The 19,918-nt window shown below is 62.7% G+C and carries 21 protein-coding genes; 12 read left to right on the top strand and 9 right to left on the bottom strand.

Annotated features, from left to right (window positions below; genetic code table 11):
• Positions 1-2 precede the first annotated feature (2 nt).
• Complete coding sequence (locus QMA15_RS08115) at positions 3-857, bottom strand: hypothetical protein (protein WP_279163522.1); 855 nt, start codon at positions 855-857, stop codon at positions 3-5.
• A gap of 122 nt (positions 858-979) precedes the next feature.
• Between QMA15_RS08115 and QMA15_RS08110 the strand changes: the two genes are divergently transcribed.
• From QMA15_RS08110 to QMA15_RS08095, 4 genes are all read left to right on the top strand, one after another.
• Positions 980-2,041 (top strand): FAD-binding oxidoreductase, encoded by a 1,062-nt coding sequence (locus tag QMA15_RS08110; RefSeq protein ID WP_279163523.1) that lies wholly within the window; start codon positions 980-982, stop codon positions 2,039-2,041.
• A 119-nt stretch (positions 2,042-2,160) separates the two neighbouring features.
• A complete protein-coding gene (locus tag QMA15_RS08105) occupies positions 2,161-3,348 on the top strand; it encodes an ATP-binding protein (RefSeq protein ID WP_007729973.1) in 1,188 nt (395 codons plus the stop codon).
• Positions 3,345-4,064: a M50 family metallopeptidase gene (locus tag QMA15_RS08100; RefSeq protein ID WP_003940327.1), complete on the top strand. Its 720-nt coding sequence runs from the start codon at positions 3,345-3,347 to the stop codon at positions 4,062-4,064. The genes QMA15_RS08105 and QMA15_RS08100 overlap by 4 nt, the downstream gene beginning before the upstream one ends.
• 173 nt (positions 4,065-4,237) lie before the next feature.
• The gene (locus QMA15_RS08095) at positions 4,238-5,074 is read left to right on the top strand and encodes an NAD(P)-dependent oxidoreductase (protein ID WP_279163524.1); all 837 of its coding nucleotides are present in this window, start codon (positions 4,238-4,240) and stop codon (positions 5,072-5,074) included.
• A gap of 54 nt (positions 5,075-5,128) precedes the next feature.
• Here the strand turns inward: QMA15_RS08095 and QMA15_RS08090 are convergent, their stop codons facing one another.
• Together QMA15_RS08090 and QMA15_RS08085 are read right to left on the bottom strand one after the other, a co-directional pair.
• On the bottom strand, positions 5,129-6,136 hold the full coding sequence (locus QMA15_RS08090; protein ID WP_019745531.1) for an NAD(P)H-dependent glycerol-3-phosphate dehydrogenase: 1,008 nt from the start codon (positions 6,134-6,136) through the stop codon (positions 5,129-5,131).
• A gap of 97 nt (positions 6,137-6,233) precedes the next feature.
• Positions 6,234-6,962 (bottom strand): FCD domain-containing protein, encoded by a 729-nt coding sequence (locus QMA15_RS08085; RefSeq protein ID WP_020909304.1) that lies wholly within the window; start codon positions 6,960-6,962, stop codon positions 6,234-6,236.
• 133 nt (positions 6,963-7,095) lie between these two features.
• Between QMA15_RS08085 and QMA15_RS08080 the strand changes: the two genes are divergently transcribed.
• From QMA15_RS08080 to QMA15_RS08065, 4 genes are all read left to right on the top strand, one after another.
• Positions 7,096-8,484: a gluconate:H+ symporter gene (locus QMA15_RS08080; RefSeq protein ID WP_019745529.1), complete on the top strand. Its 1,389-nt coding sequence runs from the start codon at positions 7,096-7,098 to the stop codon at positions 8,482-8,484.
• A gap of 12 nt (positions 8,485-8,496) precedes the next feature.
• On the top strand, positions 8,497-9,027 hold the full coding sequence (locus QMA15_RS08075) for a gluconokinase (protein ID WP_020909302.1): 531 nt from the start codon (positions 8,497-8,499) through the stop codon (positions 9,025-9,027).
• A gap of 75 nt (positions 9,028-9,102) precedes the next feature.
• The gene (locus tag QMA15_RS08070) at positions 9,103-9,540 is read left to right on the top strand and encodes an SRPBCC family protein (protein WP_269576819.1); all 438 of its coding nucleotides are present in this window, start codon (positions 9,103-9,105) and stop codon (positions 9,538-9,540) included.
• A 143-nt stretch (positions 9,541-9,683) separates the two neighbouring features.
• Complete coding sequence (locus QMA15_RS08065) at positions 9,684-10,655, top strand: alpha/beta hydrolase (RefSeq protein ID WP_279163525.1); 972 nt, start codon at positions 9,684-9,686, stop codon at positions 10,653-10,655.
• An 8-nt stretch (positions 10,656-10,663) separates the two neighbouring features.
• On the opposite strand, the gene QMA15_RS08060 is transcribed toward QMA15_RS08065, so the two are convergent.
• The 3 genes from QMA15_RS08060 to QMA15_RS08050 are packed head-to-tail and all read right to left on the bottom strand — an operon-like array spanning position 10,664 to position 12,938.
• A complete protein-coding gene (locus QMA15_RS08060) occupies positions 10,664-11,467 on the bottom strand; it encodes a transglutaminase-like domain-containing protein (protein WP_279163526.1) in 804 nt (267 codons plus the stop codon).
• Between the two features lie 59 nt (positions 11,468-11,526).
• On the bottom strand, positions 11,527-12,093 hold the full coding sequence (locus tag QMA15_RS08055) for a nucleotidyltransferase family protein (protein WP_264613412.1): 567 nt from the start codon (positions 12,091-12,093) through the stop codon (positions 11,527-11,529).
• A gap of 2 nt (positions 12,094-12,095) precedes the next feature.
• The gene (locus QMA15_RS08050; protein ID WP_020970959.1) at positions 12,096-12,938 is read right to left on the bottom strand and encodes an alpha/beta hydrolase; all 843 of its coding nucleotides are present in this window, start codon (positions 12,936-12,938) and stop codon (positions 12,096-12,098) included.
• A 146-nt stretch (positions 12,939-13,084) separates the two neighbouring features.
• Between QMA15_RS08050 and QMA15_RS08045 the strand changes: the two genes are divergently transcribed.
• Positions 13,085-14,194: a DUF6670 family protein gene (locus QMA15_RS08045; protein WP_290283837.1), complete on the top strand. Its 1,110-nt coding sequence runs from the start codon at positions 13,085-13,087 to the stop codon at positions 14,192-14,194.
• Positions 14,195-14,212: 18 nt separating this feature from the next.
• The gene (locus QMA15_RS08040) at positions 14,213-14,788 is read left to right on the top strand and encodes an AAA family ATPase (protein WP_141488316.1); all 576 of its coding nucleotides are present in this window, start codon (positions 14,213-14,215) and stop codon (positions 14,786-14,788) included.
• Here QMA15_RS08040 and QMA15_RS08035 read toward each other — a convergent pair.
• Positions 14,771-15,415 carry a formylglycine-generating enzyme family protein gene (locus QMA15_RS08035; RefSeq protein WP_181447542.1) on the bottom strand — a complete coding sequence of 215 codons (645 nt, stop codon included), beginning with the start codon at positions 15,413-15,415 and terminating at the stop codon, positions 14,771-14,773. The two genes, QMA15_RS08040 and QMA15_RS08035, sit on opposite strands and share 18 nt — an antisense overlap.
• A 26-nt stretch (positions 15,416-15,441) precedes the next feature.
• Positions 15,442-16,962 carry a PucR family transcriptional regulator gene (locus QMA15_RS08030; protein ID WP_223257826.1) on the bottom strand — a complete coding sequence of 507 codons (1,521 nt, stop codon included), beginning with the start codon at positions 16,960-16,962 and terminating at the stop codon, positions 15,442-15,444.
• Between the two features lie 175 nt (positions 16,963-17,137).
• On the opposite strand from QMA15_RS08030, the gene QMA15_RS08025 reads away from it, so the two are divergent.
• On the top strand, positions 17,138-17,602 hold the full coding sequence (locus QMA15_RS08025; protein ID WP_003940577.1) for a nucleoside deaminase: 465 nt from the start codon (positions 17,138-17,140) through the stop codon (positions 17,600-17,602).
• Positions 17,599-18,930, top strand: coding sequence for a cytosine permease (gene codB, locus QMA15_RS08020; protein WP_153211521.1), 1,332 nt, complete (start codon positions 17,599-17,601; stop codon positions 18,928-18,930). The genes QMA15_RS08025 and codB overlap by 4 nt, the downstream gene beginning before the upstream one ends.
• A 94-nt stretch (positions 18,931-19,024) precedes the next feature.
• On the opposite strand, the gene QMA15_RS08015 is transcribed toward codB, so the two are convergent.
• Complete coding sequence (locus tag QMA15_RS08015; RefSeq protein ID WP_024487521.1) at positions 19,025-19,870, bottom strand: mechanosensitive ion channel family protein; 846 nt, start codon at positions 19,868-19,870, stop codon at positions 19,025-19,027.
• Positions 19,871-19,918: the final 48 nt, after the last annotated feature.

The following is a 19,918-nucleotide window of genomic DNA, read 5'->3' as shown; positions in this document are numbered from 1 at the left end:
CACTACCGGAAAGACACCAACAGCTCGTCCGACGCTTGCATCGGTGCGTATCCGTCGGCGATGACGCGCCGACAGCCGTCGATCTCGACGGTGAGTAATCGTTCCTCGTTCGTAGGACGGTCCACGTAGATCGTCGACGCCACCTCGGTGGCCACCGCGTCACAGTCGGGAGCGGGTGGAAGTCCGTCGAAGGTTTCCGTCGTAGACGATGTGCCTACGAATTCGGTGGCGGAGAATCGGCAGAAAACGCTGCCCGCCGACAGCGACGTCAGCGCCGCGGTACCTGTTGTGGCTGGTCGGTAGGCCGGCCGGCAATGCGACAGTTCGTAGATCTGGTCGTCGGACAACGCTATTCGGTGTTCGGTACTGCCGACCGGTGTCAGTTCCTTGATGGCGGCCAGGCCACCGGGTTTTGGTAGTCCACACGAATCGGAGGGATACCCCGGCCGAGTTGCTCGGCCTCGATCGTCGACCAACCAGAATTGGTCCAGGACAGCCAGGCTGTAGTTGTCACCGCAGCCTTCGGGGAACCAAGTCTTGTGCGCGGACGAGCGGTTCAGCATTTCCACCGCCCGACTGAAATCGCCCTCCCAACGATGAGCAGAGAAGCTGACGGTTCGGTCGGCTGCCACGTTGTCGCTGACATACGGGTCGCACGTGACTGCGGCGACGGGTACGAAATCGTCTGGAACTGTCGCAGTTGGTGTCGTCTGGAGCGGGCCGATCGGATACGGGGTCGCGCACCCCAGCGTCTCGGCGTCGACTATTGCGGCAACAGGACGGTCGGGGATGGTCACGTGCCAAATGCCGGCAACAGCGAGGATGACGATCACGACTGCGAACCAACGCCAGAGCATGAGCACACCGTATCGTTCCCGATGTACGCCGAGCGGGAACAGGCCTAGTCCTCCGCTAACGCCGAAGTCCTCGCATCCAAATTGAGTGGATCCAGGTCGCGGCTCGCAGATATGGTCCACTGGTGACGCATCCGAATGGTCGAAACGACAGACCGATCCTGGTGATTGGTGCCGGTGTCGTCGGCGCGTCGATCGCGTATCACCTGGCGCGCATTGGTCTCCGAGTCACCGTGCTGGAGCACGGCTCGGTGGCAGGAGGGGTGACCGGCAACTCCTTTGCCTGGGTCGGCCTCTCGAAGAGCGCCGCAGAAACTTACTCAGATCCGTTCCGGCAAGGCGCCGCAGTCGAATTCGACCGCCTGGAGCGCGAACTCGTCGAGCCATTCGGTTTGCGCCGCAGAGGCGCGATCACCTGGGAAGAGACGGAAGCGGAGACTCGAGCGTTCGTAGATGCTCATCGAGCACTCGGCCATCCCGTCGACCTCATCGGTAAAGAGGAAATCCTTGCTCGTGAGCCGGGATTGCGGACGGCCCCCTCGGTCGCAGCGTACGCGCCTGATGACGGTGGCGTTGACCCGGTTGCGTTCGCTCGATCGCTCCTGCGAGGTGCCGAAGAGTGCGGTGCCACAGTGTATTCCGATGTCAGTGCGCGCGGGGTGCTCACGGAGGGCATGAGAGTGTACGGAGTAATGACTGCCGACGGTCCCGTCTACGGATCGGCCACCGTGCTCGCTGCGGGTACCGCGATCCCTGGACTCGCGGCGTCGGCGGGAGTCGACGTCGAGGTCGACGCCTCCCCGTGTTGCCTCATCAGATTCTCGACGCCCCACCCATTGGTGAACGGAATACTCTCCACTCCGGATTTCGAGATCCGGCAATTGGACGACACGACACTGATTGCGGCTGAAGATGTTCCGGTCGGGTTCTCCGGAGATGCTCGTGAGCTTGCGGGGCCGACGCTGCACGCGATCCGCAGTCAGCTCGTGGACGGTGACCAAGTGGAACTGATCGAGGCGGTAGTCGCTGACCGTCCCATCCCGCGTGGTGGCCGCCCGCTGCTGGGCTTCGCCGAAGGCGTGTCGGGGCTCTATCTTGCCGCGGCGCATCCGGCAATCATTCTGGCCGGGGCAATTGGGGCCCAAGTGGCCGGGGACTTCGCCCGAGCGTCGAGCCTGGACGGTTAGACGACGATGCCGGGAGCCTGGTTCGACAAGGTCGAGCCGATATTGCGGTTCCTAGTTCTCTCTAGGACACGCGCTAGAGAGCGGGATATTCGTCTACTCTGCTTGTACCGTCGATGGGCATGGACCCCGTGCGCAATCCGTATGCCCCCGGTGCCGGTCAACGCCCGCCGGAACTCGCCGGGCGCGACAAGCAGATCGACGCCTTCGACGTCGTTCTCGAGCGAATTGCGCGTGGCCGCCCGGAACGAAGTGTTGTCCTCACCGGCTTGCGTGGCGTCGGCAAGACCGTCCTGCTCAATCAGTTGCGTTCGGCCGCGATCTCCCGAAGCTGGGGGACCGGCAAGATCGAGGCGCGCCCCGATCAGGATTTACGACGCCCACTCTCGTCGGCGCTGCACATGGCAGTCCGAGAGATCGCGGTCTCCCATCGCGATCCCGAGCGGGTCGAGCAGTTCCTCGGAGTCCTCAAATCGTTTGCCCTACGCGCCACTGCGGACAAGGGAATGCGCGAGCGCTGGCAGCCAGGCATCGATGCACCCGCGATCAAGGGTCGGGCAGACAGCGGCGACATCGAGATCGACCTCGTCGAGTTGCTGCTCGACGCGTCGTCGCTGGCCAGGGATGTCGGCGTCGGGATCGCCATCTTCATCGACGAGATGCAGGACCTCGGTGCCGCGGATGTCTCGGCGATCTGCGGGGCCTGCCACGAGTTGAGTCAGGACGCGGCACCGTTGATCGTCGTCGGGGCGGGGCTTCCGCATCTGCCTGCTGTGCTGTCGGCGTCGAAAAGCTACTCGGAGCGCCTGTTCAGCTACCACCGCATCGATCGGCTCGAGCGGGAAGCTGCAGATCAGGCACTGATTGCGCCTGCTGAGCGTGAGGACGTCGAGTTCACCGAATCTGCGCTCGACGCTCTGTACGAAGCGGCTGACGGGTACCCGTACTTCGTTCAGGCCTACGGAAAGGCCACGTGGGATGTGGCGGCGTCGAGTCCGATCACGGCAGAAGACGTGCGCGTCGGCGCGCCGACGGCTGAGGAAGAACTCGCTGTCGGCTTCTTCGGATCACGGTACGAGCGAGCAACGCCCGCGGAGCGTGAGTACATGCGCGCCATGGCCGATCTCGCCGGTGACGACGGACCCGTCGCAACCGCGAAGATCGCCGTCGAGTTGGGGCGCAAGCCGGCTTCCCTTTCGCCGGCACGCGATGGACTGATCAAGAAGGGACTGATCTATTCGGCAGAACGTGGGTCCATCGGATTCACGGTCCCGCACTTCGGCCGATACCTGCGCGGACAAGCGGAGTGAACGCGCTCGAAACCGCGTGGGATCGGGTGGCGGCGCTCAGTCCCAATCCGCCGGCGTGGGTGGTTCAACTGGCCGCGTTGATCGCCGTGATCATCGTTCTCGAACCACACCTGTGGCGGATCGCCCGCAACGTCGTCACCATCGCACACGAGGGCGCTCATCTGATCGTCGCAGTCCTGGTCGGTCGACGGTTGAAAGGTCTTCGCCTGCATTCGGATACGTCGGGTGTCGCGATTTCGTCGGGCAAACCGACCGGCTTTGGCGTCATTCTGATGACGTTCGCGGGGTACGTCGGACCGTCGATTCTCGGACTCGGCGCGGCCGGGTTGTTGGGCGCGCAGCGTGCGGTCTCGGTGTTGTGGATCGGCGTATTCGTGATCGCGGTGATGATGGTTCTGATCCGAAACCTCTACGGAGTCTTCTCACTTGCCGTGGTGGGAGCCGTGTTGTTCGGACTCGTCTGGTGGGGGACCCAGGAGCAGCAGGTGGCTGCTGCCTACTTCTTGACGCTCTTCCTGCTCTTTGCCGGACCGCGCCCGGTCGTGGAACTTCAACGGCAGCGAATGCGGCGAGGCGGGGCACCGGACTCGGACGCCGACCAATTGGCCAGGCTCTCACCGATACCCGCGATCGTCTGGGTCGGTTTGTTTCTGCTCGTGAACGTCGCGGTGCTCGTGCTCGGCGGATGGTGGATCCTGCGCCCGGTGGGTGGCTGACCGCATTGATCAGTTGTCCTGACGGGACAATGGATCAACGATTGTTGATGCTCCGCGGCCGTAGTCATCGCGTGAAGGCGCTCATATCGTGGAAGTCGACGAGTGGTCGTGCCGGGACTTCCCGCGGCCACATCCGCAGCGACGAAGACCGTCGACGATGACAAGGATTCGTTTTGGACGACAAGAACTTCCGCGGACGAACCGCCATCATGTCCGGGGGAAGCCGTGGCATCGGACTTGCCATCGCCCGTGCGATAGCGCGCCGCGGCGGAAATATCGTGTTGCTCGCCAAGACCGATACGCCTGACCCCCGGTTGCCCGGAACTATCCACACGGCTGTGGACGAGTTGAACGAGCTTGGGGGTCATGCCGTTCCCGTCGTCGGTGACGTGAGGAACGACGACGACATCACGCACGCCGTCGATGCAGCGGTAGGGCACTTCGGCGGTATCGACATCGTGGTCAACAACGCGAGCGTCCTCGACATTTCGAAAACCGAAGACCTCGCGATGAAGCGATTCGATCTGATGCAGCAGGTCAACGTCCGTGGCACCTTCGCGCTCACCCGCGCGTGCCTTCCGTACCTTCGGGTTTCGGCCAACGCGCACGTATTGACGCTGTCGCCACCGCTCAACTTTTCGCCGCACTGGTTGGGTGCTCATCCGGGCTACATGCTGGCCAAATACGGAATGACATTGGCGGCCTTGGGTATCGCCGCGGAGTATTCAGGTGCATCGATTTCGAGTAATTGTCTGTGGCCGGAGACCATGATCGCCACGGCGGCCGTCGGAAACCTGCTCGGGGGAGACGACAGTATCGATCACTCGCGTTCACCCGAGATCATGGCCGATGCGGCTGTCGAGATTCTCGGACGTCCCGCCGGCACGGAAAGCGGTCGGACGGTGCTCGACGTCGATGTCCTGCGCGAGGCGGGGATTTCGGACTTCTCGCAGTACGGCGGTCAGTCACCGTTGGCGATCGACATCTTCGTCGACGCTCCAATTCCGTGATCTCGGGCGATCTACAGGTATCTAGCCAAATCGCTAGATACCTGTAGATCTTCCTCACGCCACCTCGTGCTCGCCGCCCGGGGCAACTTTCTGAAGTCCGCGATATGCGTCGCTGGCACTTTGGCGACCACCGATGACGGCCTCGACCTCCGCGGCAATCGGCATGTCGACTCCGTATTCGCGAGCCAGATCCATGACGGTAGGGGCAGTTTTTACTCCCTCGGCGACCTGGCCGAGCTTGGCGACCGCCTCCTCGACGGTCAATCCCTGCGCCAGAGCTTCGCCGACGCGACGGTTGCGAGAAGTCGGAGCCATGCAGGTGGCGATCAAATCGCCGACGCCCGTCAAGCCGGCAAAGGTGCGCGGGTTGGCGCCCATCGCTTCACCGAGTCGGGTCATTTCGGCGAGACCGCGCGCGAGCACCATCGCACGAGTGTTGTCCCCGACTCCCAGGCCGTCGGCCATGCCCGAGGCGATGGCAACGATGTTCTTGAGGATGCCGCCGAGTTCACAGCCGAGCACGTCGGTGTTGCGGTAGACGCGGAAGACCGACGACGCGAACAGGGGTTGCAGCGCGGCGGCGACGCGATCGTCCTGGGTGGCCACGACCGATGCCGCGGCCATGCCGTCGACGATCTCTTTGGCGATGTTGGGGCCCGCGAGCAGTCCGACGGGATGGCCGGGCAGGCACTCGGCGATCACTTCGGTGGGGCGCTGCCGGGTGCCGGGCTCGAGGCCCTTGGACAGTGACAACACCGGGACCCACGCCCGAACCTCGTTGGCGATCTCGGCGAGGGTGGCGCGAACGGCGTGCGAAGGCACCCCACATACGAGTACGTCCGCTTCACGAGCGGCTTCGACCAGATCCGAGGTTGCCTTGAGTCCCTTGGGAAGTTTGCGCTCACCAAGGTATTTGGAGTTGGTCCGTTGCGAATTGATCTCGTCAGCCGCTTCGGAATTTCGTGCCCACAGCAGGGTGGGAGTGTTGCGGGCAGCGAGGCCGGCCACCGTGGTTCCCCACGATCCGGCACCGAGGACGACGACGCGTACCGGGCGGGCCATCAGAGTGCGCTGTTCTGGGTAGCGAGTGCTGTCATGGCGCCAAGCGTTCCACTTGCGGAGCAGTTGCGGGCCAATTCCGGCGAGTCTGTGGCTCGACTTACAGATGAGGCGGCGGTTCGGGGCTTTCGCGCATTGTTTCGACCGCTTCTGCGGATTCCGCGACGATCGAGCGCATCGCGGTTTCTGCAGCGTCGGCGTCGCCGGACTGAATGGCTGATGCGACCACTCCGTGCAGGTGAATCGCTTCGGGGTCGGCCTCGTGGGGCATCAAGGAGTGGCGTGTGCGGCCTTCGAGTATCTCGACGACGATCTGCGACATCGCCCGCAGCATCGGGTTACCGGAGGCGGCGAGCAGGGTGCGGTGGAAGTCGGAGTCATGGCCGAGATAGGCACCGGTATCGGCAGCGCGAGAGGTAGCTGACATGCCGATGACGGCTGCGGTCAGAGCGCCGCACTGCTCGGGTGTTGCGCGAGTTGCGGCCAGTCGCGCCGCCAGGGGTTCGATACCGGAACGGAGTTCACTCAGGATCGAAAGCTGCTCGAACCGATCAGGACCGGCCAGTTGCCAGCGGATGACATTGGGGTCGAGCGAGTTCCAGTGTTCGGAGCCCAGGATGGTGATTCCGACGCGTCGACGAACCGAAGCCAATCCGAGAGATTCGAGAACGCGGACAACTTCGCGGATGACGGTTCGCGACACGTCGTAGCGCGTTGCCACCTCGTCGGCGGAGATCGTGGTTCCCGGGGCGAGAACGCCACCGACTATGTCTTGGCCGAGCTGTTCCAGCATCGAGTCGTGTAACTGCTGAAACGGGACAGAAGGCATACGTAGATCGTCCCATGCGTATGGAGTAAGCCCGGTGCAAGGCGAATAAATACTACAAATTAGTGTCTGCTCTTGAAATTGTAGGTTAATTAAGGAACAGTGACCTCAATCACTCATCGGACTGGGAGTCCCTATGAACACCACAGCATTGCTGGCGGCCGAGGTCGTCCCCGCTGGTAGCGACGCACGATTGATCATCGCTGCAGTCGCCGGCGTCGCGGTCATCATCGCGCTGATCACCTGGCTCGACCTGCATCCCTTCCTCGCGCTGTCCATCGGCGCGGTAGGTGTCGGTCTGGCGGCCGGCCTCGGTTCGGCAGAGTCGGTTGCAGCATTCGCCACCGGTTTCGGATCGACCATGGGAAGCGTCGGAATCCTGATCGGTTTCGGCGCGATGTTCGGCAAACTCCTCGCCGATTCCGGTGGTGCCGACCGAATCGTCGACACACTGGTCGGCCGCTCCAGCACCAAGGCACTCCCGTGGACCATGGCTCTGGTCGGCGCTGTCATCGGTCTGCCGATGTTCTTCGAGATCGGTCTCGTTCTGTTGATGCCGGTCATCATCCTCGTCGCGCGGCGATCCGGATTGTCCCTGATGCGCATCGCGATCCCCACCCTCGCCGGCCTCTCGGCCATGCACGGGTTGGTTCCCCCGCACCCAGGGCCGCTGGTTGCAGTCTCGGCATTGAACGCAAACCTCGGCCTCACGCTCGCGCTCGGTGTCCTCGTCGCGATCCCCACTGTTGTTCTCGCCGGTCCGGTCTTCAGCAAGTACGCAGCGCGGTGGGTCGACGTGAAGGTTCCGGATCTCTTTGTCACAGGCGAAGATCGAGGTGAAGAAGAGAAGCAGCAGCGCCCTTCGTTTGCGGCGACTCTCGCAGCGATCCTCCTCCCGGTTGTTCTCATGCTGGGCAAGGCATTCGCCGACGTGATCGCACCCGATTCCGAGGCACTCCCCAAATCCGTCCTCGACTTCCTCGGAACACCCGTTGTGGCTTTGGGTCTCGCGGTTCTGGTTGGAATGGTGCTGCTGGGTCGCGGCGGCGGAATGGACCGCAAGGCCATCTCGAAGTCACTCGAGAGTTCCCTACCTCCCATCGCAGGCATCTTGTTGATCGTCGGCGCCGGTGGCGGTTTCAAGCAGGTCCTGATCGACACCGGTATCGCCGGAGTGATCGCCGACGCGATCAAGGGCAGCAGCCTTCCCGTGCTGTTCCTGGCCTGGCTGGTAGCGGTATTGATCCGCGTCGCAACGGGTTCGGCAACGGTGGCAACGGTGACAGCGTCGGGCATCCTCGCTCCGGTTGCGGCCGACCTCTCGTCCGCACATGTCTCGCTGATGGTCTTGGCGATCGGCGCAGGCTCGCTCTTCCTCTCGCACGTCAACGACGCCGGATTCTGGTTGGTGAAGGAGTATCTGGGCGTCAGCGTGGTACAGAACCTCAAGACCTGGACCGTGATGGAATGCATCATCTCGGTATCGGGCCTGGCCGGAGTGCTCGTGTTGAGCGCATTCATCTAGGTAGGCGAGCACATGAACAGCGAAGCGGCACAGCAGAAGCAGTATCCCGTGCTCGTCCTGATGGGTGTCTCGGGTTCGGGAAAGTCGACGGTCGGGGGCATGCTCGCCGGAGCGATGGGCTGGGACCTTCAAGAAGGCGACGATCTGCACCCGCAGGCGAACATCGACAAGATGGCGACCGGGCATCCGCTGAACGACGACGATCGCTGGCCCTGGCTCGACAAGATCGCCGTCTGGATCAAGAGCCATACCGACGCCGGTCAGCCGGGCATCGTCACGTGTTCGGCACTCAAGCGCAGCTACCGCGACGTGCTTCGCGGTGAGCACGTCGTATTCGTGCACCTCGCCGGTTCGCGGGATCAGATCGGCCAGCGATTGACCGCCCGCCTCGATCACTACATGCCCGCCTCGCTCCTCGACTCCCAGATCTCGACGCTCGAGGCAGTCGACCCGGACGAGCAAGCCATTGTCGTCGACGTGGGCGGGAGTCCCGCCAAGATCGCGGAGGAGATCCTGCGACGGGTGGAGACGTTCGAATACTGAGCATGCCAGGCGTGTAAGCACCCGAGGTTCGGGTTACGGTGCATGGGTGACTGCTGCTGCTCAGACGGCCTGATCGTGACCGACTTCGACTTCCACAGCGTCTGGACGCTCCCGGCCTCTGCCGACCGCGTCTACGACGTTCTCGCGGATGCCGAGCGGTATTCGCAGTGGTGGCCTCAGATACGCCGAGTCCGGGCGACCGACGAGCACTCGGGCTCCATGGCCATCCGCAGCGCTGTCCCTCTGACGCTGCTCGTCTTCGGGCGACGCGAGGTCGAAGACCCCGTTGCCCGCCATCTGCAAGTGCGCCTCTCCGGGGCCATGACCGGGTGGAGTAGCTGGGTGGTACGCCCCGCTGAATCTGGCTGCGTCGCCGACTTTCGGCAACAAGTAGCGGTGTTCGGAGCGCTCGGTCTGGCCTCGAAGATCGCGAAGCCGGTATTCGAGTGGAATCATGAAGCGATGATGCGTGGCGGGCACCGCGGACTCTCCGCTTATCTCTCCCAGCCGTGATTGCGAGCCGAACTTACACACGCTCGAGTAATTCATGCCTACCCGTCGTGTCGTTTTGATGCAGCGTCAGTTATCGTTCACAACAGCAGTCGACAAGTATGTGTAACTCACATGCACAAAACGTCTTGACCTGGGAGGACGCTATGCGGACGCGAGATTCGACGGTATGGCATTGGAACGTGAGTCCCCGAGCGCGGGTTATCTTCTGCCTGACCAGGACGTTCGTGAAGCCGATGTTCACCCTCTGGCCGACCACGGAACGCGGCATCCGCCAACTCGAGCGACTCGACGCGATGGCGGACAAACTGCCGAAGCCGAAGAACCTCGACATCGAGCCTTTCACGCTTGGTGGTGTGCCAAGCGAGAAGGTGCAGCATCCACGCAAAGCGCAGGGCGAGTTGGCCGGAGCCACGATCCTCTACTTCCACGGTGGTGGGTTCGTCTTCTGCGGTCTGGCAACGCACCGCGCGCTGTGCGGTTTGCTCTCGGCGAAGGCCGGAGTGCCGGTGATCTCCGTGCGCTACCGTCAGCTGCCGGAAGGTTCCATCGGCACCTCCGTCAAGGATGCGATGGCCGCGTACACCGCGTTGCTCGAGACAGCGGAAGACCCGAACAAGATTGTGCTTGCCGGTGATTCGGCGGGCGGTTACCTGGCCATGAAGGTCGCCGAAATTGCCGCACTGTGCGGAATCACGCGGCCCGCTGCCGTGGTGGGATATTCCCCTCTTCTCAACGTGAACCTCGAGGACCACGATCCCGATTTCATGAAACGCGATGCCTACCTACCGATGTCACAGGTCGAAAAGCTCAAGGACCGGTGGCTGGAGGGTCCGGACGAGATTCCTGGTGCGCAGTCTCCGATCAACGCCGACGCCAGTCTGATTCCGCCGTCGTTCCTGGTGTCCGCCGAATACGAACTGATGCGTCCGGACGTCGAGATCATGACCGAAAACCTGATCAAGGCAGGACAAGCCGTCGAAACGCACATCTGGAGTGGGCAGATCCATGCTTTCCCGGTGATCGGCAAAGCTCTTCGGGAGGGTAAGGCGATCGTTGATCTCACGGTCAAGTTCCTCGAGCGAACGATGGCCTCGCAGAACCAGATCAGCGCCTGAGGTGTTTGTCAGCCGATCGACGTGAGTGTTGCGTAGTCGTCGTTGTCGAGAACGCCCTCGACGACTGCGCGAACTTCCGAGGCATGCAACGTGATCGAACCGCCGTGGTTGTCGAGGAAGGCGGTATCCGCGGCGTCTCGCCCGGTCGAGATCCGCACAAGATTGCTGCGCGGCGCCAATTGCGTTGCGTCGACAACGCGCCACACGTTGTCGATACTGGCTTCGGCGACGGCGTGAAAATCCATCGGATCGCAGCCCGGCGCGTAGACGGCCACCAAGCGCGCGGGAATCCCCACGGCGCGTAATAGTGAGATGGTCAGGTGCGAGTAGTCGCGGCACACTCCGGCGCCTGCCAGTAAGGTGTCTACCGCACTGTCGGTGCCGCGACTGGTGCCGGGAACATAACTCAAATGTGTACTCACCCAGCGCGTGACTTCGAGGAGGAGTTCGGCCGGGGGAGTGGCGAGATCAAATTGCCCGGCGACAAAACCGAAGAACTTGTCGGCCTCGGCATACCGACTGGGGCGCAGATATTTCGACACGTCGTAGTCGCCGACCGACGACGGTTCTGCGCGGCCGATGACGGTTGCGTCGTAGCTGACGATCAGTTTGCCTGGGGCACAGTCGAGTAGGTGAATCCGGGTGCCGTGTTCGGCGATGATCTCACGGGGTTCGATCGGATTGCCGTCATGGACGAACGACATCGTTTCCAGCAGTTCGACACCCGGCGCGCGCGTCACCGCGATCTTGAACTCCAGGTTGGTCGCCTCGTCGATCTCGATGTCGAGCAGGGCGGCGACGGTACGTTTCATCGGATCATCTTTACACCGAATTCGGACACCCACCACCTGGGAGGATTGTGACAGTGCGATCAGGCTTCGGGATAGTCGACGTCGACGCCGCTGCTGAGGTCGCTGCACTCCACCAACTCCACGCCGTGTTCGCGTAGATAGGTGTTGGCGCCGCCGTCCCCGGTGAGTGACTCTGCAAGCGTCGGCCAATGGTCGCGTCCGATCAGGACAGGATGGCCGGGCCTTCCGTGAAAGACAGCTCTTCGCAGTATGTTTCGTGATGGGATGCCCTGACCCGCGATTCGCGTCACGGTGTCGGTGTTCAGGTCCGGGACGTCGACCAGGGAGATCGCTGCCGCCTCGGCACCCTCGATCTGCATGGCTGCCTCGAGTCCGCAGCGTAGTGATGCGCTCATTCCCTGTTCCCAATCCGATTTCACCACAATGACATCGGTGGTGGGCAGCAGTTCGACGGCGTCCTCGGCCTGTGCGCCGAGAACCACGATGACCGGTGAGAGTCCGGCGGACTGCAGCGTCGCCACCCCGTGGCGAAGCCAAGGCTGGCCGTCCGTGCCCGTAACGAGAGCTTTCGGTTTGCCCATGCGGGATCCGGCCCCGGCAGCCAGCAGGATCCCGCACGTCGACATGATTATGCTCCGGTGACCCGCGGGCGCAGCCACTCGATCAGATCGTTCAGAACCTCTTCCTGCTCAGGCTCATTGAAGATCTCGTGATACAAGCCGTCGTACACCTTCAAGGTGACGTCCGAAGAACCGGCCAACTCTGCTACGAGCTTGCTGCCGGCGGGGTCCGTCAATCGGTCGTCCGAGCCGTGTTGAAGCAGTACGGGAATGGTGAGCGATGGCAGGCGCGCCGGGAAGCCTTCCGCGGCGGTGATCATGCCGCGCGCAATTCCGGCAGGAACCTTGCCGTGGTGAACCAGCGGGTCGGCGTTGTACTTGTCGACGACCTTCTGATCACGCGATACGGCAGCCGCTTCCAGGTTCTCGACAGGCACGTCGGGGAGGTACTTGCCGACGATCTTGCCCAGCTGCATCACGATCTTCGGAGTGCCGGTTGCGATGATCACAGCAGGTCCGGACAGGGCGAGTGCTTTGAGATCGGCCTGATGGTCGAGGGCATAAGAAAGTGCGATTGCGCCTCCCATACTGTGGCCGAGCAGGAACTTGTCCTTGCCGGGATGTGCCGCCGTCACGATCGAGAACAACGTGTGGACGTCGTCGGTGAAGTCGGAGAATTCCTTCAGGTGAACGCGCTTGCCGCCAGAGCGTCCGTGTCCGCGATGGTCGGGTGCGTACACGATGAGCCCGAGTTCCCCGAGCCGCGCAGCAACATGGTCGTAGCGCCTCGCGTGTTCGCCGAGTCCGTGGCACAGGACAAGAACCCCGGTGGGTTCGCGGTCCGGTGTCCACACGTCGTAGACGATCTTGGTGCCGGCTACTCCGGTAAACGACGACTCTTCGTGCTGCATTGTTGCGCCCTCTCTGCGACCGGTTCCGGTACGCGGATTCTCACATGCTATTCGCCCCGTGGGCAGGGCGCGGGTGTTCAGGGTGTGAGGTCGTCGAGGAAACTTCGACACTTGTTTGTTACGGCTGGTTACATTAACTTAGGGGCGTGACCGGACAAACCGTTGATCGTTCCGACCCTGTTCCAGCCACCCGCTCGCGCCGATTGTGGCGACCCGCGGTTCGGGCCTTGCTGGACGGCGCGCTACCGCTGATCGACAAGCGAATGGCGGAATCGGTACGCCCGTTCGATCGGCCCGAGATGATGCGTCCGCACCTGGCTTCGCGGAAGTTCGCGTGGACGCACTACGGGATCTTCGTTCCCCGACTGCCAGGGCCTTTCCGTTACCTCAACACCATGACGTTGATCGGTGCAACGGGGACGGTGGTGTTCGACAACGACTATCTCGCTGCACCCGACGCGCGAAACACCGCAACCGTGCTGAGTTCTACCGCAGCGCCGGGGCATCACTTCTATCGGGCGTATGACGCTGCCGATGAGTGTGCGTTCGAAGAAGATGGTTCGCGAATCGCCTTCGGTGACAACCTGATCATCGACAACAGCTATCCGAAGTTCCATGTCACCGGACGATACGACTCTTTCGACGTCGATCTCGAGATCGTGGCATCAGATCAAGCGTCGTGGTTCGTGCGCAATCCCGTCTACGACCACGTCAGTCTGCTGGCGCAGTGTTCCGGGACGATCTCGAGTCCGGATGGCCCGGTGAGTATTTCGGCTCCGTGCACCGTCGAATACGCGCGGTGCATGACACCGCAATCGTTGACCCGCCGCGCCCTTCCCGAGTCCTGGAAGCTCCCGGCCGATTTCTTCACCTACCAGATCGTTCAGCTCGACGACCGGCATCAATTGTTGCTCACCGATGTTCGAGCTTCAGGGGTTACGGCGTGCAAGCTCGCCTACATTCGGACTGTGGACGGCAGCGCAAGAGTCTTCGACGATGTGGTGTTCGACGTACTCGAATACGCTGACGCATTGCATGTCGACCCGCAGAGACGTGAGATGCGTGTGCCGCGCGTACTGCGTTGGCAGGTACGCGATTACGGCAGGACGATTGTCGAGTTCGAGGCCGAGATCGACTCGGAGTGGCGCTATGGCCACGGTAAGGGATACGTCGGCGCGTACACCTACCGGGGGAGTTTCGACGGTGCGTCGATCAACGGCACCGGTTACATCGAATGGGTGGACTGCGAAGTGTAAGGCACCTAGTGTGTATCGGTGCCTTTCGTAGACCCCGCCTCGCTGACGACTCGTCCGCAGAAGATCCTTGTCGCGGGGACCTCGGGCGCCGGAAAGACGACTCTCGCGGGTCGAATCGGGCAGCTTCTCGGGATCGAACACACCGAGTTGGACTCGCTGTTCCACGGGCCCGACTGGGTTCCGCTCGAGAGTTTCGAAACCGAAGTACGACGCTTTTCCAGTGAGCCGGCCTGGGTGACCGAGTGGCAGTACGGTGCGGTGCGTGAGCTTCTGGCCGAGCGTGCGGACCTGATGCTGTGGTTAGATCTGCCTCGGCGGACGGTGATGCGCCAGGTGATCACACGAACCGTGCGTCGGCGATTGCAGCGAGAGGTGTTGTGGAATCGCAACATGGAGCCGCCACTGCACACCATTCTGTTCGATCCGGATCATGTGGTGCGCTGGGCCTGGCGAAGCGACGGACGCAACGGCGAGCGTATGGCCACGGTCCTTGTCGATGTGCCGTCGCTGCTGATAGTTAAGCTGCGCAGTCGAGAAGAGATCGAGGCTGTGCTCGAAGTCCTCGGCCGTCTGCCCTCAGATCGTCTGAGCTAGGCGAAATCCCAGGTCGTCGATGGCAAACGTCGGGTGGCTTCGCCTCCGTACGGTAGCGCCGCAACCGCGCTCACTTTCGGCCCAACTGCCGCCGCGGAAGATCCGGTACGTGCCGTAAACCTCGGGGTCGTAGAGATCCCAGCACCATTCCCAGACATTGCCGATCATGTCGTACAGGCCCCAGTTGTTGGGTGCCTTCATCCCGACGTCATGTGCTCGTCCCCCTGAATTGTCGCTGTACCAGGCAATCTCGTCGATTTCGCCGTAGCGGTAGCCGGAGGTGCCGGCTTTGCACGCGTACTGCCACTCGGCCTCGGTGGCGAGTCGGTAGCCGGTTGCCGCCCGGTCCCACCAGGGAGACTCGGTGTCGATGTCGTGATACACGGGCGACAGACCGTCCGCGACTGACAGTGTGTTGCAGGTTGCGATGACGTCTTTCCAAGAGAGGTCGACCGCGGGTTTGCTCGGATCGTCCGCCGAATCTCCGTGAAGCAGTGCCCTGGTGGTGAGATGGCGAGCGAGGCGGAATGATTCGACTTTCGAGGTCCACGCAGTGCCTTTGCGATCGTCTCTGAGATGCACCTCGCCGGCAGGGATCTCGATCATCAATTCCGCTGCTCCGGTCATTCGTTCATCATCGCAGAGGTTGTCGCTCACCCGGGGAGACGCTCGAACGCAGCTTGTGGGTCAAGGCCGGTACGCATGCGCCATGCGGTCAGTGCAAGCCCGAGACACACCACCTGCGCCGGATCGTCGAGGGAAACTCCCATCAGCTTCTCGATACGAGTGAGCCGTGCATAAAGCGACTGGCGCCGAATGCCGAGGAAATCCGCGGTTCTCGCCTTGCCGCCCCGATGTGCGAGGTACGCGTCGAGTGTCCGGACGAGGTCGGCGGAATGTGCTGTGTCGTAAGCGATCAGCGAACCGAGTTGCTCCGTGACAAACGAGGACAAGGAAGCGGGTGTCGTGCCGGCGGCGAGCAGTCGTTGGACGCCGACGTCCCTGGCGAGGATCACTCCGGTCCGGGTGCCGAAACGCCGTGCGATCTGGACGACTTCGCGAGCTTGCGCGACCGCCGCACCGACGCCCGACAGATCCTCGACCGGCGTCGCCACTCCGAGCGTGCGTACCGCGGAACCGCCCGGCCCGCGGCGTAGCAGCTCGTCGGCTTCGGTGAACGCAGTCCGCACTCGAGCGGGGGATGCGGACGCCCACCCATGCGCGAGCACGATGACGTGATTGGCCGCAGTCCCGACGACACAGGAGCCGAGCACGGCCCGCACGGCGTCGCGTACTTGGTCAGCGAGCTCTCGAACCGGCGTTTGCCGATCGATGTCGACAGCGGCGACGAGGACGTGGTGCCCCTCCGACAACGGCGTCCACCCGGCCGCTGTCAGTCGTTCGGACAAGTCGCCGTGCGATGTGAGCACACCGCCCACCACGTCGGTGATCACCGATTGGGCGAGTGACTGTCTTGGGCCGAGATCGCCGTGACGGCCGAGTTCCAGAGCCACCGCGACGGCGGCGCAGTTTGCGACGGCGGTTCGGCGTGTAGTTGCGGGCCCGCACAGGACAAGTCGACCGAGTGAGTTCGTCGGACCGCGTACGTCGTGGATCGTGCGTTCGGTCTCGGATCGCTCTGCGCCGGTTGTGCTGCGCTCGACGGTTCTGCCATCCGCGTCGAGGAGATCGACGCCGCACCCCGCGAGTCGTGACACCTTGTCGAGCAGCGCGGTCATACCCTGGCCTGCCACCACGAGACTCAGAAGTTCTTGCCAGACAGGCTCGCCCGCCTGTGCCGAACCGAGAGTGCGGCGGAGCATGAGGTCGTGAAAGTCTTCGACCATCCGCTCGAAGGGCACTACTGCGTGCAGGGCCAAGAACGCGAGCCCGCGTCGGCGCGATGCTTCGACGAGTTCGGGAGGGGCCGTGAGGAACGAGCGGCCGACCTCCATCGCGAGCGCGACGCATCCCGCGTCCGCCAACTGGTCGATGTAGGCGGTGAGCTGCTCGGGAGATCGCCCGTGCAGACCGAGGCCCGTGGTCAGGAGGACCTCACCTCCGGACAGCAGCCCACCCATCTCGTACACCTCGGACGAATGGACCCAGCGGACCACCGCGGTATCGACGTCGCCCGCGAGCACCTCGATTGCGGCGGCCTTGAACGAGGGCATCGCAAGAACTTGTCGCAGAGTCGGGAGCATTTCTATATCGTCCGCCGAGGGGGCACTTCGTCATAGAGCTAGTTCTGCCGAACTGACAGGTTGTCCCTTGTCGGGCTGTTACCACCGTGGTCGGATTGTGACACGAGCCACAATCGACGATTTTGGTCAGACTCCAGGAGCGCACATGAACCACCCGGCACACACCGATGAGTATTTTCTCGGACTTGCGATCGAACAGGCGAAGATCGGTTGGGAGGAGGGCGGCGTGCCGATCGGCGCGGCGCTGATTCACCGCGGCGAGGTCCTCGCAGTCGGACGCAACCGCCGGGTTCAGATGAACAGCGCCATCCGTCATGGAGAGACCGACTGCATCGAGCGCGCCGGACGACTGCCGGCCTCGGTGTATCGCGAGTGTGTCCTCTACACGACTTTGTCACCGTGCTTCATGTGCGCCGGAACGGCGCGCCTGTACGAGATCCCTCGAATCGTAGTCGGCGAAAATCGTTCCTTCGAGGCGTCGGAAGAATGGTTGCGCAGCAGCGGAATTCAGGTCGACGTCGTCGACGACGCGGAGTGTGTGGCACTGATGGACCGCATGCTGGCCGAGCGCCCGAGCCTGTGGCTCGAAGACATCGGCGAAGTTGTATGAGCAGCGCCGTCGAACCTGCCACGGTCGCAGGCGATTCGGAGAGCACAGGCCACCCGATCGATCCGGACTATCCCGTTAGTCCGGTTCCGCTTCATGCACGAAAGCCGTTCTTCTCGCTCGCGGTGGTGTTGTTGGGGTTCACCATCTTCACACCGACGATGTTGGCCGGAGCAGCGCTCGGTACCGCGTTCTCGTTCTGGAAACTGATGGTGGTGATCGCCGCCGGATCCGCCATCTTGGGGGTGTACGTCGCCATGATGGGGTTCGTCGGAGCTCGAACCGGGCTGACGACAGTTGTGATGGCGCGCTACAGTTTCGGCACTCGCGGGTCCAAGCTCGCTTCGATCCTGCTGGGCGGTACCCAGATCGGCTGGTACGGAGTCATCATCGGCACGATCGGCGATCTCACCGCGCAGGCATTGGGCTGGGATTCCTATCTCGCGCGGGCGTCGGTGATGATCGCGGCGAGCATCTTGATGTGCATCACCGCCTGCTACGGCTACCGCGGAATGTATTGGGTCTCGCTCGTCTCGACGCCCTTGATCCTGGCGTTGGCCTGCTGGGTCGTGTTCCGGTCCCTCAAGGAAGTCGGTGGGTTCTCCGGCCTGGTCTCGGTTCAACCGCAGACGACCATGACGATCGCGCTCGCAATCACCACTGTGGTCGGCACGTTTGTATCGGCGGGAACGCAAGCGCCCAACTGGACCAGGTTTGCCCGTTCCGGATCACAAGCGGTGTGGGCCTGCGTTATCGGGTTCCTCCTCGGAAACGGATTGATGATCCTGTTCGGTGCCATCGGAGCCATCACGTTCCACGAAGGTGACTTCGTGCTGATTCTCTACAACCTCGGGCTTGTCGGCTGGGGCCTGGTCTTGCTGTTCGGGAACCTCTGGAAGAGCAACGCCGACACCGCATACGCCTTCGGGGTGGCCGGCGCCGAATTGTTCAGAAAGCCCCGCAAGACCCCGTTCGTCATCGGTGGGTGTGTGATCGGCACGGCGCTCGCTCTGACCGGTGTGCACAACCATCTTGTCGACTATCTGAGCCTGCTCGGAACGTTCATCCCGCCATTGGGCGGTGTGATCATCGCGGACTTCCTGTGCCGCTGGCGGCGCGGCATTCCCGAGGGTTACACCCCGCAGCCGGTCCACTGGCGAAACCTCGCCGTCTATGCCGTCGCAGCGTTCCTCGCTTGGCTTTCCGGTGAGTTCGAGGTGGGAATCCCGCCGCTGATCGGAATCGTGGCAGCAATTGCTCTGACGATGTTCCTGCACAGGGTGTTTGGCAACAGCTCGGCAGATCGGGAGGTCTCGACCTCCACCGTCTGAATCGTGCTTCAGGCACCAGCGAGCCCCCGGTGGTTTCGACCCCGCCGGGGGCTCGCGTAATTGATGGAAAGGGCAGACGATTCCGTCTCAACCGTCAGCGCAGAACAGGCAGGTAAGGTGCCTCGATTCCCTGCTCTTCGAACGCAGTCAGCGCCGAGCGTGCAAATGCGCGCTGGACTGCCCACTGGCGCCCAGGCTTGACCTGCGCCGTCACTCGAATGGTAATTGCCTCGGCAGTAACCGAATTGACTCCCAGCATCTCCGGTTTGTCGATCATGTCCGCCCTGATCGGTTCGGACTCCGCCGCCTCGAGGACAGCTCGCGTCGCCACCTCGCACGCTTTGTGCACGTTCGCGTTGTGGGCGATCGGGAGATCGAGAACTGCAGTGGCGTAACCCTGACTCATGTTGCCCACTCGCAGGATTTCGCCATTGCGGCAGTACCACAAGGTGCCGTTGGCATCTCGAATCGTGGTGACACGCAGGCCCACTGTTTCGACGGTGCCGACCGCGTCGCCGAGATCGACGACGTCGCCGACACCGTACTGATCCTCGAGCAACATGAAGATGCCGGAGAGGAAGTCACGCACCAGGTTTTGTGCACCGAAACCGATGGCAAGACCGATGACTCCGGCGGATGCGATGAACGGCGCGACGTTGATCCCGAGAATGCCGAGGATCTGCAGCACACACCAGACGAGGATGACGATGGACACCGTCGATTTGAGTACCGAACCGATGGTCCGGGCTCGCTGCGATCGGCGCTCGTTCACCTTGGCGTTCGGAGACTTGCGAGGCTTCGACATTCGATCGATCCCGCGGTGCAGTGCGAAGCGCAGAACGACTGCGAGCGCCACGTAGATCGCGATCTCGACGGGTCGGTGTATCAGCCAGTCTCGGTTGGTGTCGGTCAGTTCCCATGCTTGTATTTCGGAAATCATCCCCATGCATTCTACGGATTCCGGCCGATCCGGGCATCGTCGCAGGGC

The sequence above is a fragment of the Rhodococcus sp. APC 3903 genome, assembly GCF_030407755.1.
Classification (GTDB): Bacteria; Actinomycetota; Actinomycetes; order Mycobacteriales; family Mycobacteriaceae; genus Rhodococcus_F; species Rhodococcus_F erythropolis.
The sequence above is the reverse complement of the archived record's forward strand: the minus strand, read 5'-3'. Positions and strand labels throughout refer to the sequence as shown.

Bases quoted from the DNA above. Each gene is read 5' to 3' on its own strand.
- QMA15_RS08065 (WP_279163525.1), top strand. From the start codon at position 9,684: ATGCGGACGCGAGATTCGACGGTATGGCATTGGAACGTGAGTCCCCGA.
- QMA15_RS08075 (WP_020909302.1), top strand. From the start codon at position 8,497: ATGAACAGCGAAGCGGCACAGCAGAAGCAGTATCCCGTGCTCGTCCTG.
- QMA15_RS08015 (WP_024487521.1), bottom strand. From the start codon at position 19,870: ATGATTTCCGAAATACAAGCATGGGAACTGACCGACACCAACCGAGAC.
- QMA15_RS08090 (WP_019745531.1), bottom strand. From the start codon at position 6,136: ATGGCCCGCCCGGTACGCGTCGTCGTCCTCGGTGCCGGATCGTGGGGA.
- QMA15_RS08035 (WP_181447542.1), bottom strand. From the start codon at position 15,415: ATGACCGGAGCAGCGGAATTGATGATCGAGATCCCTGCCGGCGAGGTG.
- QMA15_RS08105 (WP_007729973.1), top strand. From the start codon at position 2,161: ATGGACCCCGTGCGCAATCCGTATGCCCCCGGTGCCGGTCAACGCCCG.
- codB (WP_153211521.1), top strand. From the start codon at position 17,599: ATGAGCAGCGCCGTCGAACCTGCCACGGTCGCAGGCGATTCGGAGAGC.
- QMA15_RS08030 (WP_223257826.1), bottom strand. From the start codon at position 16,962: ATGCCCTCGTTCAAGGCCGCCGCAATCGAGGTGCTCGCGGGCGACGTC.
- QMA15_RS08050 (WP_020970959.1), bottom strand. From the start codon at position 12,938: ATGCAGCACGAAGAGTCGTCGTTTACCGGAGTAGCCGGCACCAAGATC.
- QMA15_RS08080 (WP_019745529.1), top strand. From the start codon at position 7,096: ATGAACACCACAGCATTGCTGGCGGCCGAGGTCGTCCCCGCTGGTAGC.
- QMA15_RS08060 (WP_279163526.1), bottom strand. From the start codon at position 11,467: ATGAAACGTACCGTCGCCGCCCTGCTCGACATCGAGATCGACGAGGCG.
- QMA15_RS08115 (WP_279163522.1), bottom strand. From the start codon at position 857: ATGCTCTGGCGTTGGTTCGCAGTCGTGATCGTCATCCTCGCTGTTGCC.
- QMA15_RS08025 (WP_003940577.1), top strand. From the start codon at position 17,138: ATGAACCACCCGGCACACACCGATGAGTATTTTCTCGGACTTGCGATC.
- QMA15_RS08085 (WP_020909304.1), bottom strand. From the start codon at position 6,962: ATGCCTTCTGTCCCGTTTCAGCAGTTACACGACTCGATGCTGGAACAG.
- QMA15_RS08055 (WP_264613412.1), bottom strand. From the start codon at position 12,093: ATGTCGACGTGCGGGATCCTGCTGGCTGCCGGGGCCGGATCCCGCATG.